We start from the raw sequence: 18,521 nt of genomic DNA on the forward strand, positions 1-18,521 counted from the left end.
AGCGGAGTAAGCGCCCAAGCATACGCCAAAAAATCAGTATATTACTACACTTACTCCCGAAAATAAAATACATGCAAGTATGCTCCGTGTGGACGAAAGGCTGCGACAATTCAAAAAAAAGTATTACCTCTATCAAGCACTACGAGGTGTACTTCTTTCTTTTCTGCTTACTCTAAGCTTTTATTTAATCTTCGCTGTATTGGAATACTTCGGGCACTTTCACTCTTCGGTGCGTGCCCTTTTCTTTTTTGGCTTGCTCTTCACCCTCAGTGGCACACTCCTTTATTATGTACTCCGTCCATTGGGCGCTTATGCCGGCTTTTATAGCTTAATGAGCGATGAAGAAGCAGCCCGCTATATAGGCAACGAAATTCCGGAAATCAGCGATAAGCTTTTGAATGCTCTTCAGCTTAAACGTCAGTTCAATGGGGAAGACCGCTTGCTACTGGCTGCCATTGAACAAAAAGAAGCGCAAATTGCCGGTATTTCCCTGTGGAAAGCCCTTCCCATAGAAGAAACCAAACAAGCTGCCCGCTATTCCTTAATTCCGCTATTGCTACTTATTATTTTGTTTCTGGCAGTGCCTTCTTTGCTGGTCGAAAGCTCACAGCGCATCATTCAATACAAAAAACATTTTCCCAAGCCTGCGCCTTTTCAATTTCTATTGACCAACACTAAGCTCTCTGTGTTTCGAGGCGAAGACTTGCCCCTCGTTGTTGAAACCAAAGGCAAGCTCATACCCAAAGAGATGTATGTAGTTTTGGACCAAAGCACCGGCATTCCCATGCAGGCAATAGGTGAGGGGCGTTTTGCCGCTACCTTGCCCAACATTCAAAAGAGCCACCGGCTCTTTTTTCAATCCGGTGAATATACTTCGCATGAATATCAGATAGAACTCAAAGAAAAACCCTTTTTATTGGGCATAAAACTTAGTGTAGAATATCCTGCCTACACCGGTAAAACCCAAGAAACATTTCAGAATGCTACCAACCTGCTGGTACCCGCCGGAAGCAAAATTACATGGCACATTCTGTCAAAATACGCACAAAAAACAAGCATATTCTTTTCAACTGACTCAACCGAAGTAGAAGCCCAAGCAAACGGCAAAGACAACGACAGAGTGCTTAGTAAAAAGTTTACAAAATCAACTATATACCAAATCATTCTTTACAATGCCGACACCAGTCTGCAAAGCAGCCCTTATCAAATAGATGTGATTCCCGACTTAGCTCCCGTCTTGGAAGTACAAAACTTTGAAGACACACTCAGCTATCGTTTGGTAGGTATTGCAGGCAGTGCACGGGATGATTACGGAATTTCCCGGGCTGTTTTTGCTTATCGCATCTTACGCAAGGGCAGCAAAACAGCAGCTTTCAAGCAGCAAGCGATTCGTATGAATGGCAGCAACAACTATGTACGCCTGCTGCATGAGTTTGACCTCAGCCCCTTGAACCTGCAACCCGGTGATGTAGTCGAGTATTTTGTGCAAATATGGGACAACAACCAAGTCAACGGGGCACAATCTGCCCGCAGCCCCTTGTATCGCTTTGAAATACCTACCGCCCAAGAGTTAGAAAAAGAAATGAAAGAAGAAAGCCGGCGCAGCGAGGAAAAAATGCGCAGTGCCTTGGAAAAAGAAAAAGAGCTGAACGAAGAGCTCAAACGCGCCGAAGAACGCATGCGCCTGAAAAAACAACTGGACTTTTCCGATAAAAAACAACTGGAAAATATCATTCAAAAACGGCAGGATGTAGAGCAAGAAATTGAACAACTGCAAGATGAATTCCAAAAGTTGCAAGACAAAATCAATCGTTTTGAACAGCCTTCACCCGAGCTGATGGAAAAAATGCAAGAGTTACAAAAACTCATGGATACCCTGCTCGATGAAGAAACCAAAAAACTTTACGAAGAACTGCAGCAGTTGCTCGATAAGATGATGCAAGACCCCGAGGTTTTGAAAAAACTGCAAGAGATTCAACAAAACGAAGAAGAACTTGAAAAGTCCTTAGAACGGACCCTTGAGCTGTTCAAGCAGTTGCAGTTTGAGCAACAACTCGAACAAAGCATCGAAAAGCTCCATGAGCTTTATCAAAAACAAGAGCAATTGCAACAAGAAACACAACAAACCAAAGCCAAGGATCAAGAAAAACTTAGCGAACTAAAACAACAACAAGAAGAGCTTCAAAAAGAGCTTCAAAAAGTAGAGGAGGAGCTGAAAGAGCTTCAAGAGCTCAACGAAAAGCTCAGCACCCCACAAGCCATGCCCGACCTGCAAGAAGAGCAGCAAAAGGCAAAAGAGTCAATGCAACAAAGCATTCAGCAATTGGAGCAAAAGAATCCGAAAAAAGCCGGCGAGCCGCAACAAAAAGCCAAAGAGCAAATACAGCAAATGCAACAAAAGCTGCAGCAAATGCAGCAGTCCATGCAGCAGCAGCAAATACAGGAAAACATACAAACGCTTCGGCATATTCTTGACAATCTGCTGCAACTTTCTTTTGAACAAGAACAGCTCATCGAGGAAACACGGCAAGTCAACGTGCAAGACCCGCGTTATGTGGAATTGATTCAAAGACAATACAAGATTGAACAAAGCAGCCAAATCGTAAAAGACAGCCTGTGGGCACTTGCCAAGCGTGTCTTTCAATTGCAATCCTTCATTACAGAAGAGGTGGGGGAGATGGAAACTGCCTTAAAGCAGAGCCTTCAGTCAATGAAAGAGCGTAAAATACGCCAATCCAATATTTACCAACAACAAGCCATGACCCGCATCAACAACTTGGCGCTCATGCTTAGCGACCTGTTGGAACAAATGCAAAACCCTGCCGGTTCAGGGAAGGGCAAGCCTCAAAAAAACCAAAAAAACACCCCTTCCATGAGCGAACTGCAAAAGCAACTCAATCAACAAATACAACAGCTGAAAGAAGGGAAACAGCAGGGGCGGCAACTTTCCGAACAACTTGCTAAATTAGCAGCCCAACAAGAACTGCTACGCCGAAAAATAGAAGAACTTCAAAAAAGTGGAGAGCTGAGCCCGGAACAAAAGCAGATGCTCGAGGAGATAAAACAAGAGATGGAAAAAACAGAAAAAGACCTCATCAATAAAAACCTTACTCAAGAAACGCTCAAAAGACAAAAAGAAATAGAAACCCGGCTTTTGGAAGCAGAAAAATCGCTGCGCGAACGCGGCGAGGAAGACAAACGAAAAGGCGAAACCGCTACACCCAAAGAACGCAAAGAGCTGCCGCCACCCCTGCGTGAATACTTAAAAAAACAGCAGGAACAGCTCGAGCTTATAGAATCTGTGCCACCCAGCATGACCCCTTATTTTAAACAACGCACCGATGAGTACCTCAAACAAATTAAACCTTAACACGATGGATTCTATCCATATACAAATTCCGTCGCTCATTGAGAACATTCGCATCATTGAAAGCTTCATCGACAACGTAAAAGAAGCTTATCAATTATCTGACGACATTTATGGAAACATCATGGTTGCCGTAACCGAGGCAGTCAACAATGCCATTGTACACGGGAACAAACAAGACCGTAAAAAGAATGTAGATTTGACCTTGCACTTCTATGAAGACATGATTTGCTTCGTGGTGGAAGACGAAGGCGAAGGTTTCGACTACCATCATTTGCCGGACCCTACCGACCCGGAAAACCTGCATAAACCACATGGCAGGGGCATTTATCTTATAAAACAGTTGTGCGACGAAGTGAAATTTAAGGATAACGGCAGACGCATAGAATTAATTTTCTACATCAATGGACAATATTAATTTCTTTTTTGAGGAGATTATTCCGCCGGCTTACCTCCGGGAAGAAAGCAAAGCATGGTTGGTGCAAATAGCCAAGCATTTCGAAGCCAAGATTATAGCACTCAATTACATTTTCTGCAGCGACGAATACTTACTGCAAATCAATCGACAATACCTTAACCACGATTATTATACTGACATCATCACTTTTCCCCATTCCGAAAGCCACCTGTTCATAGAGGGCGATGCCTTCATTTCTATAGAACGAATCGAAGACAATGCCCAAACATTAAATGTGTCGCCTGAAGAAGAGCTGCATAGAGTAATGGCACATGGCTTGCTTCACCTGCTTGGCTTCAAAGACAAAACAGAAGAAGAAGCCGCAGAAATGCGCAAGATGGAGGATTGGGCGCTGGCACTGCGTGTTCCACGTGGAACATAAAAAAACACCATTCCATTCATCCGGACCAAAGCCTCAAAAAGAGGCTTTTTTCTTTTATATCAGCATTAAAGAGTGGGGGCGAAGCCACAAACCCCATAAAAAGCAGGGCATTCCCCGGTAAATTACAGAACGACTTCAAAACCTCTGAAAATTAATATCTTTGCAAAGAGAAAAGGAATGTTCCACGTGAAACATTTTAAATAAGAAACCAATGTTCCCTGAATACGATGTAATAGTAGTAGGTGCAGGGCATGCCGGCAATGAAGCGGCAGCAGCAGCAGCCAATTTAGGTTCCAAAACCCTGCTTGTCACCATGAACATGCAGGTAATAGGGCAGATGTCGTGCAACCCTGCCATGGGCGGTGTGGCCAAAGGGCAAATAGTACGGGAAATAGATGCCATGGGCGGGCTTTCGGGTATCGTAACAGACGAAAGCATGATTCAATTCCGCATGCTGAATCGCTCCAAAGGTCCTGCCATGTGGAGCCCCCGCAGCCAAAACGACCGCATGCTGTTTGCCCAAAAATGGCGCTTGGCGCTCGAAAAAATCGCCAATCTTGACTTCTGGCAAGACATGGTGGTAGGCTTGATAGTAAAAGACAAGCGCGTGAGGGGCGTCAAAACAAGCATGGGGCACGAAATATACGCCAAGGCAGTCATTATTACCAGCGGCACCTTCTTGAATGGTATCATACACATAGGTGAAAAACAATTTGGTGGAGGCAGGGCAGGCGAACGGGCGGCTACCGGCATTACCGAGCAACTGGTTGAGCTGGGCTTTGAAGCCGGCAGAATGAAAACAGGCACGCCCCCCCGCGTAGATGGGCGCACACTCGACTACAGTAAAATGACAGAGCAACCCGGCGACGACCCACCCGGTAAGTTTTCTTTCATGGATACAAGCCCGCTTACCAAGCAAAGAAGCTGCTGGATGACCTACACCAACCCCAAGGTGCATGAAGTGTTGGCAACGGGCTTTGATAAATCGCCCATGTTTACCGGCCGAATCAAAGGGCTGGGACCACGCTACTGTCCATCCATAGAAGATAAAATCAATCGTTTTGCCGAACGGGAACGCCATCAAATATTTGTAGAACCGGAAGGCTGGGAAACGGTTGAAATCTATGTCAATGGTTTTTCGACTTCTTTGCCCGAAGATGTGCAATACAAAGCTTTACGGCTTATTCCCGGATTTGAAAATGCCAAAATGTTTCGTCCGGGCTATGCCATAGAGTATGACTTTTTTCCTCCCACACAGTTAAAATCCACTCTGGAAACCAAACTGGTGGAAAACCTTTTCTTCGCCGGGCAAATCAACGGCACTACCGGCTACGAAGAAGCAGCCTGCCAAGGATTGATAGCCGGTATCAATGCGCATTTGAAAGTACATGACTTACCACCTTTCACTCTGAAGCGTTCGGAGGCATACATAGGTGTGCTGATCGACGACCTCATTAATAAAGGCACTGAAGAGCCTTACCGTATGTTTACCTCACGCGCAGAATATAGATTGCTGCTCCGGCAAGACAATGCCGATTGGCGATTGACAGAAAAAGCCTACAAGCTGGGACTGGCCTCAGAAGAGCGCTACCGCCGCTTTTTAGATAAAAAAGAAAAAATAGAGAAAGGCATTCGCTTGGTAAAAGAAGCCCGTATTAGTCCCGAAGAAATCAATGGTTATCTTGAAAGTATTGGTTCTGCTACCATCAAAGAAAAAGTAAGCATTGAGCGCTTGTTGAAACGCCCCGAGTTGAATATCTATCAGCTGATAGAACACATTAGCCACTTAGAACCCTTGCGGCATTTCAGCAATGAAGTATGTGAAGAAATAGAAATCATGATTAAATATGAAGACTACATTGAGCGGGAAGAAAAAATGGCTCAAAAAATGATGGCATTGGAAGATTACCGCATTCCCGCAAATTTCGATTACGATTTGGTAAAAGCTCTGTCGGCCGAAGGCAGAGAGAAACTCAAGCGCTTGCGTCCCGAAACACTGGGGCAAGCCTCCCGCATCAGTGGCGTGTCGCCCTCCGATGTATCCATTCTTATGGTTTACTTAGGCAAATAAAAGCGAGCATGAACAACAGTCAAATAGAAGAACTCGCTGCGTGTCCTGTTTGTGGACATGCAGCGTTTTCCCTCTGGATACGCACCAAGGACTTCAGCATCAGCCAAGAAGATTTCGATATAGTATCCTGTAAAAAATGTGGTTTTAAATTCACCAACCCGCGCCCGGCTGAATCTGCCATCAGCCGGTATTACGATAGTAGCAACTACATTTCTCACCATGACGAAAAGCGCGGGCTTATGCCCTTACTGTATAAGTGGATACGTGAACATATCACCCTTAAACAAAAACGGAAGTGGATAGAGCAAATGCTGCCACACAAAGGCAAACTGTTGGATGTAGGTTGTGGCACCGGCCACTTTCTGCTTCATATGCAAAAGCATGGATGGGAAGTGACAGGTATTGAACCCGCAGCAGAAGCAAGCAAAAAAGTAAAGGAAAACGGCATTCAGGTTTACAGCCACTTAGAAGAAGCAGCACCCCATGCCCCGTTCGATGCCATCAGCATGTGGCACGTACTGGAGCATGTGCATGACCTGAAAGGCTATCTGCAAAAATTAAAAAAACTGCTAAAACCGGATGGTTATCTTTTCATAGCCGTTCCTAATATCAACGCTTACGATGCTCAACTCTATGGAGCACATTGGGCAGCCTTAGACGTGCCCCGTCACCTTTACCATTTCGCTCCTTCGCACATAAGACTACTTTTAGAAAACAATAAATTTCAATTGCAAAAAACTATAGGCATGCCCCTCGATGCCTATTATATCAGTTTGTTGAGTAGCGAATACCGCTCGGGCAGGAAAAAATGGATACAAGCTTTTTACCACGGCAGCTTGTCTAACTTACGGGCACTCAAAGATAAAAACTACTCAAGTTTGGTGTATATAGTTAACAAAATCAACCAATAAAACAGACCTCTCAAAAACTTTCAAACCTTGTACAACACCGAAACCTTTTGCAACACATCTTCTGAAATAGGCTTGCTTATAAAGAATATTTTGTGGGGATAGTCGGCAAAAGCATTTTCATCAATTTCCGTCTGTATGGCACTCGACATAATCACAAAAGTAACCTCCTTCCGTAAAGAAGCCGGTAACTTCAAAAAACTTTCCAAAAAACTATGTGCATTCATTTCAGGCATGAGCACATCCAAAAAAATCACCTGAGGGAAATCATCCAAGCGTCCCAAGTCAAAAGCAGTCAGATAATCCAAGGCATCCATGGCACGCTCAAACAACAAAATGTTATCGGCAAACTGATACTTTTCCAAAATTTTTTTTGCTAAAATCGCATCCAATTTACTGTCATCGATAATTAGTACATTTCTAAGGCTCATAATTTTAAGAATTTAAGGGCTTTGCAGTTTTATGATAAATATAGAAATTTTTTAACTTCCTTAATAAAAAGGAATCAATGAAAAAGAATCAAAAGACAAAAGTTATTTCCATAGTCAATCAAAAAGGCGGAACAGGCAAAACCACCACGGCAGTCAATCTGGCAAAAGCCTTGGAATTGCTTGGATACAAAGTCTTGCTTGTCGATTTTGACCCACAAGGCAGCCTCTCCTATTACCTCGACATAGAAGATGCAAGCCCCAACATAGCCGATGTGCTTCTTGGCGAAGCCAACATAGAAGATGCGCTGCTTCAGGTCAGCGGCATGCACGTGTTGCCATCCAATACGGAACTTGCCGACTTGGAAATTTCCTTAGCCAATTACGATGCAAGGGAGTCTTTATTAAAAGAGTATTTGAGCCGCATCCAAGAAAACTACGATTATATTATTATCGACTGCTCGCCTTCGCTTTCCTTGCTCACAGTCAATGCCTTGGTGGCCTCTCATCATATTATCATCCCTATTCCGATGGAAGTATTGAGTTTTCACGGGCTGCACCTGATTAAAGACACCGTGCAGGCGGTGAAAGAAACGCTCAACCCTTCACTCAACATCCTGGGCATTTTGGTTGTGAAATATTCACCTGTACGCCGTATCACCACCCAACTACTGACTGCTATACAAGAAGAGTTTTCCGATACGCTTACGTTTAAAACCAAAATACGTCTGGATACCCGCCTCATAGAATCACCGGCCTATGGGAACAATATTTTTGAAACCGCCCCCAATTCGAAAGGCGCAGAAGATTATCTGGATTTTGCAAAAGAAATCATTCAGCTCACAAAAAAATAACGTTCTGTTTTACTCATAACTTTTCAACACCATGCAAGCAAGTCGTTGGTTTTGCTCTGCGATGCTTACCGGCATCGGTTTATTGCTATTGTGCCGTTGTGCCAACCCCGGAGCCCTCACCGGCGGTCCTAAAGACACCATACCGCCGCAAGTGGTTAAAAGAATACCACCGCTCGGACAAACAAACTTCAAATCACAAGAAGTAAGCATTACCTTCAACGAGCCCGTACGCAGCAAGAACCTTCAGCAAGAACTTATCATCACACCACGACTGCAAGAAAAAGACGCTTATGAAATCATAGAAAAGAAATACAGCATCATTTTACGCTTCAAAAAACCACTTTTGGAAAACACAACCTACAGCATCCACTTCCGGAACGGCATAGTAGATGCCACGGAAGGCAACGCCGCCCAAGAAGCCATGATTGTGTTCAGTACGGGCGCCCAATTGGACTCCCTGCAAGTAGGCGGAACATGCACGCAGGCACTTAGTGGTGAAAGCATCGAAAACGCCCTGGTAGGACTTTACCCCGCTCATGACAGCATAGACCCCGCCCTGCATGAACCTCTATATCTGACAAAAACCAACAACAAGGGGCAGTTTCGCTTGCAATTTGTGAAAGCGGGCAGCTATCAACTGTTTGCCATCGATGACCAAAACAACAACGGCAAATGGGACAAAACGGAACTATTGGGCTTTTTGCCCGAAGCTCTTTCGTTGCAAAACTCTATAGATAGCCTTTACATAGAACTGGTACCACAAGACGTAAAGGCGCCCCAAATAGTCGGCAAGCGCGCCTCCGGACAATATGCCTATACAGTCATTACCTTTAATGAAGGAATCGACTCCTGCCACTTACAACCCGCTTTGCCCTTCGTGCTCGACAAATCGGGCCGCATATTAAAGCTGTATCATCGCGACAGCCTCGAAGTGCAAATCACGGCAAGAGATTCAACAGGCAACCTGCTGCACGATACCTTGCAGTTGGCGGCGCCCCAAGGAAAAGAAAAAGAAAAATTTGAAGTGGATATTAGCGAAAGCTACCAAGCCTATACACAGGAACTACAATTGAAAATACATGCCAATAAACCCATTGCCCGGCAAGTCGATAGTCTGTTCTATGCTTACATAGACCAAGATACGCTGAATAAGCAATTGTTTGCCCGGGCGTATTTTCAACAGCCAACCCCCAACCGGCTGGTATTCAAACAAAAAATTGATTTTCGCGACAGTGCCAAAATATTCATCGACAAAGGTTGGCTCATCTCTATAGAAGAGGACAGCAGCCAAACCCAATGGATCAAAAAAGTGAATCGCGCCAACCCTAAAGAGTTCGCTACCCTGCGGCTCTACATAGAAAAAAAAGAAGGCGAGCGCTGGATTATGCAGCTGCTCAACAAAGAAAATAAAGTAATCCAAGAGCACAAAGTGGGTAGTGAACCTATCGAAATAAAAGGACTTCCCCCCGGTGAGTACAAACTCCGTTTTTTTCAAGACAGCAACGCCAACGGACGGTGGGATAGTGGCAACTACAAAGAGAAAATTTTACATGAAAAAATATTCATATATAACAAAGCCCTTCGTTTAAAAGCCAATTGGGAAGTAGAAGAGCGCCTCGTCATAGAGTAGTTGAATTCTTTGAAAAGTACAATAAAGCTAAATGTGGATAACGCCCGTTTGCAGGGAAAAGTTATCCACATTTGCTTCTAAAGCTGTGGATAACTCCCGTTTTTTTGTGGATAAGTATGTGGATAACTCGAGCACTTATCCACATTTAAAAAAAATTTGTGGATAACTTTTTCCACACTCAAAAAGTTATCCACAGTCCACTGAAGTTATCCACAAGTTATCCACAGCTAAAGCCCACTTATCCACAGAGTTATCCACATTTACACATAAAACAAAAGTAAGATGTGGATATGTGGATAACAGTTATCCACATTGTGGATAACTATACTTAACTAATTGACTATCAGTAAAAAAGTTATCCACACCCCTGTGGATAACTCATGTGGAAAACTTTTTAAAAATAGTACTTTACAAATATTTTTTTCGTTCGTCGAAGACTTATCCACATTTTTTGCGCCTATAACAATAACAATAGAGAATTAAATTTTTATTAAAAATTATTGTTATTAGTAGAAAAACAGGGCTTGCACATTTCAAAAAAAATCGTTATATACTATAAGCCTGAAAGTAGTGTATGGAAAAAATACAAAAAATCAAGTGGATAACTTTTCTGCTGTTGAGCCTATCCACCAACTTGTGTGCACAAATCAATGTCAACTTATCATTGGCAAGAGAATACTTCCAAAAGGGTGAGTGTGACAAAGCCATTACCGAATACGAAAATATTATCAAAGAAGCCCCGGAATATTTTTTGGTGGTTTATCCACAATACAAAGAGTGTTTGTGGAAAAGTCGCTCTTGGAAGGACTTGGAAAAACTGATTGAAAAGGCAGCAAAAGAAGCCCCCGACAATCCCGCTTATAAAATAGACCTGCTGAGCTTTTACGAAGAGCAAGGCGAAAAACGCAAGGCAGAGAAGACTTATCAACAGCTTGTGGATAAGTTTGCTGCTTCTTATGAACAGGCCGTGGGCGTTGTGCATTGGCTTATGGAAAAGCAGCAATGGGCGTGGGCGAAGGCTTTTATCAAAGAAGCGCGGCGGCGTTTATATGAATATGCCTTTGCCATAGAGATGGCCGAAATTTATGCTTTGGAACGTAATGTGGAGGCCATGCTTGACGAGTACCTTTTGATTGCCTACAATGACCCAGCTCAAATAGATTTGGTCAAACAGGCTTTGCAAGAACAGTTCGACAACCAAGCATTGATACAGCGGGCAGAGCAGCGCATGCTGGAGTTGAGCCGGCAATACCCGGATGAAAAAGTGTTTCTCGATCTCTTGATTTGGCTGTATGTGCAAAAAGGCGACTTCGACAACGCTTTTTTGCTTAGCAGGGCCATGGATAAACGTTTTCAACTAAATGGGCAGCATCTCTTTCAGATGGGCATGATAGCCTATTACAACCGGGCTTATGAAGCCGCTGACCGTTTTTTTACCTACATCAAACAGCAATACAAAGATTCTTATTTGAGCTATGCGGCTGCCCGCTACAGCATCGCTTCCAAAGAAGCACTTATTAAGCAGCAAAATGAGCACTCACAAGAGCAACTGCAGCGCATTGCAGAAGAATACCGTCAGATGATTCGTACCGGGCGCGGGCGCCCCGAAGTAAAAGAAGCCTATACCGGTCTGGCTTTCCTGTATGCCAATTATTTGCATCAAGCTGACTCGGCACTTTACATTTTAGACGAAGCTCTGAAGACTTATCCACAAGAAAAGGAGTTTGTTGCATGGGTGAAAATACAAAAAGGCGATGTGCTTTTGCTCATAGACCAACCGTGGGAAGCAGCTTTGCTGTATGCACAAGCCGAAAAGGAAGTAAAAGACAGTCCGGTGGCTTATGAAGCTAAGTTGCGGCGCGCCAAACTTTTTTACTATACCGGTGAATTTGAGTTGGCAAAAGAGTACTTCAACATTTTAAAAGCAGCCACTTCGCGGCAAATAGCCAATGATGCACTGCAGATGAGTTTGCTCATTAGTGAAAACCAAGATACCGATTCGAGCAGCAATGTGCTTTTAACCTATGCAAAAGCAGATTTGCTGTTTTTTCAACAGCAATATTCCCGGGCGCACCTTTTGCTTGACAGCCTTCAACGCACTGCAGCGGGACATCCTATTTTGGATGATGTATTGTGGATGCAGGCTAAAATTGCCAGGCAGTGGAAAAAGTATGACGATGCCACGGCGCTTTACCGGCAAATAGCAGAGCGTTATGCCTATGAAATATGGGCAGATGATGCTCTCTTCGAATTAATGCAGCTGTATTTTTATCAATACAAAGACTACAAAAAAGCCGGAGAGTGTGCGCTGCGCCTCGTCAAAGAGCATCCCGACAGTGTATATATTTCGCAAGCCCGCTTTTTGCTTCAAAAAATAGAAGAGCAGCAGGTCAACTAAAAAAACTTACCCAAATATGGTATTGTATGTAAGTTTTTGTTAAATTGGAAAGTATAAAAACGGGCTTTAAAACAGAATAAATTATGGAAATTAAGCGTGTTTACGACCTGTTGCGCTATCAGTTGGAGCACTACCAAAAAAAAGATGCCGTTGCTGACAAAAAAAGCGGCGAGTGGAAAACTTACAGTACCCAAGACTTGATGCAAATCTCAGATGAGGTAGCTTTGGGTTTGCATACGCTCGGCATTCAGAAGGATGACAAAGTAGCCATTATTTCCAACAACCGCACCGAGTGGAATTTTGTGGATTTTGGCATTCAGAAGATAGGGGCAGTGAGTGTGCCTTTGTATCCGACTATCACTGCCGACGATTATTTATACATACTGGAGCATTCTGAGAGTAAAATCGTCTTCGTAGAAAATGAGGAAATCTACGCCAAAGCACTTGAAGCGGTAAAGAAAAGCAAACATCTGACGGAAAAAAACATCTACACTTTTGACCAAATAGAAGGCGCACAGCATTGGACTGTGGTCAGAGAGGCCGGCAAGCAAGAAAACAAGGTCTTACTTGAAAGAAGAGACCAAGAGATTCAGCCGGACGACTTATTCACCATCATTTACACTTCCGGAACCACCGGCAAGCCCAAAGGCGTCATGCTTACCCACAGCAATGTAGTAAGCAACGTATTGGCAGCTATCGATAATCTGGTTTTGGACTACCGTCACAAGGCACTTAGTTTTCTTCCTCTCTGTCATATCTTTGAGCGCACCTTGGTAGCTGCCTATATCTACAAAGGCATTTCTATTTACTATGCCGAAAACATGGATAAAATAGGGGACAACATTCGCGAAGTGCAGCCCCATGTGTTTACGGCCGTGCCTCGCGTACTTGAAAAAGTATATGCCAAACTGGTGCAAAAAGGCTACGAGCTTTCCGGCTTGAAAAAGAGTCTTTATTTCTGGGCATTGGACCTGGCCAAAGAATACGACACGCAAAAAGATCAGGGGTTGCTCTACAACATTCAGCTTGCCATTGCCAACAACCTGATATTTTCCAAATGGCGTGAAGCCTTGGGCGGCAACTTGAAATACATTATTTGCGGCAGTGCCGCACTCAACCCCATGATAGCCCGTGTCTTTTGGGCTGCCTGCATTCCTATCTTGGAAGGTTACGGCATGACCGAAACTTCGCCTGTGATTACGGCAACCAGTCCCAATAAAGAAGATGTGTGCATTGGAACTGTGGGCAAGGTGATTCCCGGTGTGGAAGTGAAAATAGCCGAAGACGGCGAAATATTGGTGAAAGGACCCAACGTGATGAAAGGATATTACAAAGACCCCGAAAAAACCAAGGAAGTCTTCGATGAAGAAGGCTGGTTGCATACCGGCGACATCGGGGAGTTTGTGCAGGGCAAATACCTGAAAATCACAGACCGCAAAAAAGAAATGTTTAAAACTTCGGGCGGTAAGTACATTGCACCGCAACCCATAGAGAATCAATTGAAAGCCAGTTTCTTGATAGCCCAAGCCATGGTGATAGGCGAAGGGCGCAAATTCCCGGCAGCCTTCATTATGCCCGATTGGGAAGCCCTTACCGACTGGTGCAAAAAACATGGCATTCCTACAGACAGCCGCGAAGCCATGATACAGCACCCCAAAGTGCTGGAAAAGTACCAGGAAGAAGTGGATAAGATAAATGAAAAGTTGGCGAAATACGAGCAAATCAAGCAATTCCGCCTGGTACCGGACGAATGGAGCATAGAAGGCGGGGAGCTGACGCCCACACTAAAACTCAAACGCCGCAATATCTTGGCCAAGTATAAACACTTGGAAGAAGACATCTACAAACTCAATGAAGAGTTGGCGTAATAAAACCTTTCTTCAAAACTCAAAGCAAAGACACGATGCCCTTTGGTATCGTGTCTTTGCTTTTTGAAACAGTAATAAAACAAGCTTGGCAAGCTGTTTCACAAAAGGTGAATTTTCGTATATTAAAAATATTTGTAAATCAACGTTTTTCCATTATGAGAGTGTTTGGAGCATTTTTTTTGTGGAGCATGCTTGGGAGTTTATCCCTTACTGCGCAGTCTGTAAGTCATTGGTTGGCACCAAGTGAGTATGTAAAAACAATAGATGCCGAAATTTACCGTGAACACCTCTTTACCTTAGCCGCCGACAGTATGGAAGGGCGAGCCATGGGCACCACAGGGCAGAAAAAAGCAGCGCTTTACATAGAAAATGAGTTGAAAAAGGCGGGATTGGAAGTACACAGGCAGGCTTTCGATTATGTGCCGTGGTACACCATTGAGAACCTAAGCCTGCACATAGACGGCAAAACCTACGACATACGCAAGCAGCAGCTGGTGCCTTACATAGTGCCCGATGCAGGAAGCCGGCAATGGACAAAAAAGGCACGCATTGCAACAGATGGCAAGCCTTCCGAAGATGTGAACATTGTAGATGTGTTTCTTTGGCACGAAAAAGATTTTGCTTCCTACAAAGCATTGGATATGACCTTGAAAATGGAGTTGCTGCCGCAAATGCCCTTCAATAAAACGGTGATAGTGGTGTTGGACTTCGAAAAAAACGCCGGGAAAGCTCTCTTGAAAAAGTTTAAGCAGAATTCCGGCTATCATTACTTAAAACCGCCCGGAAAAAACATTTTTATTGTGCCGGCATCTTTTGCCGGGGAAGTAGATTTGAGCTATCCCAAAGAATTGTTGGTCAGGCAAGATATAAAAGGCGGAGAAAGCCAAACAACTGAAAATATCATAGGGATTGTACGGGGGCAACAAGCCTTTACGCCACAAGAAGAATTTGTGGTGTTGAGTGCTCACTACGACCATCTGGGGATAAGGTACCGCAAAGTGTACAATGGGGCAGACGACAACGCATCAGGGACGGCCGGTCTTTTGAGCATAGCACGTGCTTGTGCAATGGCTGCCTGCAACGGACACAAGCCCAAGCAAAGCATGCTCTTTGTTTTTTTCACCGGAGAAGAAGGAGGGCTTCATGGTTCCCGCTTTTTCACGACTTATCCCCCCGTGCCTCTTCAGCAGATTGTAGCTGATGTCAATGTGGATATGATAGGACGTGTGGATAAGCAGCACGCAGGCAGACAAAAGTATGTGTATTTGATAGGGGGACGTTTGATATCCCATGATTTGCACCGCTTGGTGTATGCAGTAAACAAAGCTTGTTGTGGTTTCTACTTAGATGAATATTATAATTCATTGAGCCATCCGGAAAGCTTGTTTACGCGCTCCGATCACTACAACTTTGCCGTGCACGATATTCCGGTTGTTTTCTTTTTTTCCGGCTTTCACGAAGATTACCACAAACATAGCGACGACCCCGAAAAGATAAATGTCGCCCGTGCGGTGCTTATTAGTCGCTTGGTTTTTCAAGTAGGCTGGGCGCTTGCTGAACAAGATACCCGCCCAAGAGTCACTTATTCTTTTAGCAAATACAAGGAATAGTACTGCTTAGTCGTTTTTTGGAGCATTGGAAGCCATATTGTGCATATAAACCGTGCGAATAGGGAAGGGTATGTTGATACCTACTTCACCGTAACGCTTATGCAGCGCCTTGATGAAGGCATGCACCAGTTTGAAGCGATGTTGGGGACCGATGCATTTCAGGCGAATGGTGTAATCGATGCTTGAATTGTTGAAAGTGTGGAAGTTCATAAAAGGCTCATAGGAAGGGTCGCCACCTTCCACGCTGCTCATGACTTCTTTGGCTACTTCCTTGGTTATTTTTTCCACAAATTCAAGGTCGCTGTCATAGCTGACCCCCACAGTCACGGGTAGCAGCAATTCCGGCGTGCCCGAGTTGAAATTGGTCACAATGGCACTGCCCAGCTTGGCATTGGGAATGATGATGTAGTTGTTTTCCAACGAAAGCACCGCCGTATTGCGCCATGAAATATCTTGCACAAACCCTTCTTGTCCGCTGTCCAATACTACATAATCGCCGGGACGCACTTTTTTTGAAAGAATAATTTGCACACCTGCAAAAAAGTTGCTCAGGGTGTCCTGTAGTGCCAGAGCCACCGCCAAACCACCAACCCCGAGGGTAGTAAGAATGGGCGCCAGCGATACGCCCCACACATCCAAAATAAAAGTGATGCCAATGGAGATGATAATGATTCGTATGATATTGGAAAACAGCGAGGTGGAAGGCAGGTGAAGCCCCCGTGCCGAACGTAGTGCGTTTTGCACCAAGTCGGCCATGAAGCCTTGGGCAAAGAGTATAAAAATGGCAATGTAAAACGAAGGGAGGAGTTTCTGCCGCAGGGTTGCTTCTACCGCCGGCTTGAAATGGAGCAGATGAACAGATAAGTGAAAGGAGAGCACAACCAGCACCAAGGTGAGCTTATGGCGTAGTGCTTTGACCAACAGGTCGTCAAAATCGGTGCGGGACCTGTGTGCCAGTTTCTGCAACCAAGGCACTATGATCTTTTCAAGCAGGCGCCCGGCAAAGTAGGCAGCCAAAACAAAAAGAATAGAAAAGGTGAAGGGAATTTCCGTGCGTATGTACTGAACAATATCCTGGATACTCATAGCTTTTACCTTAGCTTTTTAATTTCGGGTTGTTTTTATGTCTTTCCTTGTCGCGCCGGGTCTTTTTTTCAAGTGAGCGCTGCATGGCTTCTTCCAAGTCCACGCCTGTTTGATTGGCAAGACAGGTCAATACGAAGAGTATATCAGCCATTTCTTCTGCAAGATTGGGCACTTCGCCTGCTTTAAAAGACTGTTCGCCGTAAAGACGTGCCATCACACGCGCCAGTTCGCCTACTTCTTCCATAAGTATGGCGGTGTTGGTAAGCTCATTGAAATAGCGCACACCATGACTTTTTATCCATTCATCAACGGTTTGTTGCAGCTCTTTTAGTGTCATACTTCCGGTTTTTCCATTCTATTTCCTTTTGAAAGACTATGTAAATTAGCAATAAAAGATGAAAGACATAAGCATACAATTCATAGGCTACGAAATAAAAGAGAGAAGGCAAGGGGTAGTTCAGCTTTCTGAAAGCAAAGGCAATAATTGCAGACTGCAACAGCCATTTGACCATCCACACTTCTGCCACGTGAAGCGGCATGCTGAAAGCAAGTGCCACGCCGGCAATGCCCCATAGCATGGGAAGGGCAAGTATTGCCCGGATGCCTAACGGAAGTGAAAAGAGTCCTTCTATCCATCGGCGGCGTTGTTTCAGTAGTGCCTTCCAGCTGTCAAGGGCAAGGGTACGACAGCTGACTTCCGCAGAAAAAGTATGCAGTAGCCGGTAGCCCTTTTTCTGTATGGCATGACTGAGAGCATAATCTTCGGTCACATGAAAAGGTATATTTTCATAGCCGCCCACTGCCCGGTAAGCCTTGGGGCAAACCATCATGTTGTTGCCCAGAGCCGTGAGCGGGCGCCCCATGCGAAAGAAAGCATAAAGCATGGTTTGGGCGAAAGTCCAATCGATGCTTTGCAATTTGCCCAAAAGCCCTTTTCCATCGGCAAAGGTGAAGCCGGTGGCGATGCCCACGCCCGGCGAATAGGCGTGCAAATAGGATTTTATCCATGAAACGGGCGCTTCCGTGTCGGCATCTAAAATAAAGACAAAACTTCCGGTGGCATGTTGCATCAATTGATGCAAAACGTTGGCTTTTCCACGCAGGTTGGGGTGGCGCGAGGGCGCTATGTCGAGCAGTTGAAAACTTTTTTGTTGCGTTGCCGGCAGTTGTTTGATAAAAGCTGAAACCACTTCAGCGGTGTCATCGGTCGATTGGTCATTGCCTATAAGTATTTGCAGGCGGTGGGGTGGGTAATCGAGCCGGGTGAGCGAGTGCAAACAGCGCCGGATGGTGGCGGCTTCGTTGCGGGCTGCTATTAAGACACTGACTTGGGGGTAGTCTTCTGCAGCTTTTTTGTCGAAAGAAACACTGCTTGCCCGGAATACAGCCCGGGCAAGCAGCAAGTAATAAATAATCAAAAGAAAAGTAAGGAGCCCAAAAAGAAGAAACAGGTTCATGACAG

General features: G+C 44.6%; 14 protein-coding genes. 10 read left to right on the top strand and 4 right to left on the bottom strand.

Annotated features, from left to right (window positions below; all coding sequences use genetic code 11):
- Positions 1-79: 79 nt before the first annotated feature.
- The 5 genes from QVE43_RS08430 to QVE43_RS08450 all read left to right on the top strand — a co-directional run bounded on the left by QVE43_RS08430 (position 80) and on the right by QVE43_RS08450 (position 7,188).
- Positions 80-3,370: a DUF4175 family protein gene (locus QVE43_RS08430; protein WP_288006046.1), complete on the top strand. Its 3,291-nt coding sequence runs from the start codon at positions 80-82 to the stop codon at positions 3,368-3,370.
- Positions 3,371-3,374: 4 nt separating this feature from the next.
- A complete protein-coding gene (locus tag QVE43_RS08435; RefSeq protein ID WP_038031691.1) occupies positions 3,375-3,785 on the top strand; it encodes an ATP-binding protein in 411 nt (136 codons plus the stop codon).
- Positions 3,772-4,206 (top strand): rRNA maturation RNase YbeY, encoded by a 435-nt coding sequence (ybeY, locus tag QVE43_RS08440; protein ID WP_288006051.1) that lies wholly within the window; start codon positions 3,772-3,774, stop codon positions 4,204-4,206. The genes QVE43_RS08435 and ybeY overlap by 14 nt, the downstream gene beginning before the upstream one ends.
- Before the next feature lie 211 nt (positions 4,207-4,417).
- Entirely contained in the window at positions 4,418-6,277 is a 1,860-nt protein-coding gene (gene mnmG / locus QVE43_RS08445; protein WP_288006053.1) for a tRNA uridine-5-carboxymethylaminomethyl(34) synthesis enzyme MnmG, read from the top strand.
- An 8-nt stretch (positions 6,278-6,285) separates the two neighbouring features.
- The gene (locus tag QVE43_RS08450) at positions 6,286-7,188 is read left to right on the top strand and encodes a class I SAM-dependent methyltransferase (protein WP_038031697.1); all 903 of its coding nucleotides are present in this window, start codon (positions 6,286-6,288) and stop codon (positions 7,186-7,188) included.
- 20 nt (positions 7,189-7,208) lie between these two features.
- On the opposite strand, the gene QVE43_RS08455 is transcribed toward QVE43_RS08450, so the two are convergent.
- Positions 7,209-7,616: a response regulator gene (locus QVE43_RS08455; protein WP_038031699.1), complete on the bottom strand. Its 408-nt coding sequence runs from the start codon at positions 7,614-7,616 to the stop codon at positions 7,209-7,211.
- A 77-nt stretch (positions 7,617-7,693) separates the two neighbouring features.
- On the opposite strand from QVE43_RS08455, the gene QVE43_RS08460 reads away from it, so the two are divergent.
- The 5 genes from QVE43_RS08460 (at position 7,694) to QVE43_RS08480 (ending at position 15,973) form a co-directional block, all read left to right on the top strand.
- Positions 7,694-8,467: a ParA family protein gene (locus QVE43_RS08460; RefSeq protein ID WP_038031701.1), complete on the top strand. Its 774-nt coding sequence runs from the start codon at positions 7,694-7,696 to the stop codon at positions 8,465-8,467.
- A 31-nt stretch (positions 8,468-8,498) separates the two neighbouring features.
- On the top strand, positions 8,499-10,097 hold the full coding sequence (locus QVE43_RS08465; protein ID WP_288006057.1) for an Ig-like domain-containing protein: 1,599 nt from the start codon (positions 8,499-8,501) through the stop codon (positions 10,095-10,097).
- A 574-nt stretch (positions 10,098-10,671) separates the two neighbouring features.
- Positions 10,672-12,495, top strand: a complete 1,824-nt coding sequence (locus QVE43_RS08470) for a tetratricopeptide repeat protein (protein WP_288006060.1) — start codon at positions 10,672-10,674, stop codon at positions 12,493-12,495.
- An 83-nt stretch (positions 12,496-12,578) separates the two neighbouring features.
- The gene (locus tag QVE43_RS08475; RefSeq protein ID WP_288006062.1) at positions 12,579-14,363 is read left to right on the top strand and encodes a long-chain fatty acid--CoA ligase; all 1,785 of its coding nucleotides are present in this window, start codon (positions 12,579-12,581) and stop codon (positions 14,361-14,363) included.
- A gap of 188 nt (positions 14,364-14,551) precedes the next feature.
- On the top strand, positions 14,552-15,973 hold the full coding sequence (locus tag QVE43_RS08480) for a M28 family peptidase (RefSeq protein WP_288006064.1): 1,422 nt from the start codon (positions 14,552-14,554) through the stop codon (positions 15,971-15,973).
- A 6-nt stretch (positions 15,974-15,979) separates the two neighbouring features.
- Here the strand turns inward: QVE43_RS08480 and QVE43_RS08485 are convergent, their stop codons facing one another.
- Genes QVE43_RS08485 through QVE43_RS08495 form a run of 3 tightly spaced genes read right to left on the bottom strand, consistent with a single transcriptional unit; the run spans position 15,980 to position 18,516 of the window.
- On the bottom strand, positions 15,980-17,059 hold the full coding sequence (locus QVE43_RS08485) for a mechanosensitive ion channel family protein (RefSeq protein ID WP_288006067.1): 1,080 nt from the start codon (positions 17,057-17,059) through the stop codon (positions 15,980-15,982).
- 10 nt (positions 17,060-17,069) lie between these two features.
- The gene (locus QVE43_RS08490) at positions 17,070-17,396 is read right to left on the bottom strand and encodes a nucleotide pyrophosphohydrolase (RefSeq protein WP_038031710.1); all 327 of its coding nucleotides are present in this window, start codon (positions 17,394-17,396) and stop codon (positions 17,070-17,072) included.
- Positions 17,365-18,516, bottom strand: coding sequence for a glycosyltransferase (locus QVE43_RS08495; RefSeq protein ID WP_288006070.1), 1,152 nt, complete (start codon positions 18,514-18,516; stop codon positions 17,365-17,367). Before QVE43_RS08495 ends, QVE43_RS08490 begins: the two co-directional genes overlap by 32 nt.
- Positions 18,517-18,521 lie beyond the last annotated feature (5 nt).

The sequence above is a fragment of the Thermonema sp. genome (assembly GCF_026003375.1).
Taxonomy (GTDB): domain Bacteria; phylum Bacteroidota; class Bacteroidia; order Cytophagales; family Thermonemataceae; genus Thermonema; species Thermonema rossianum.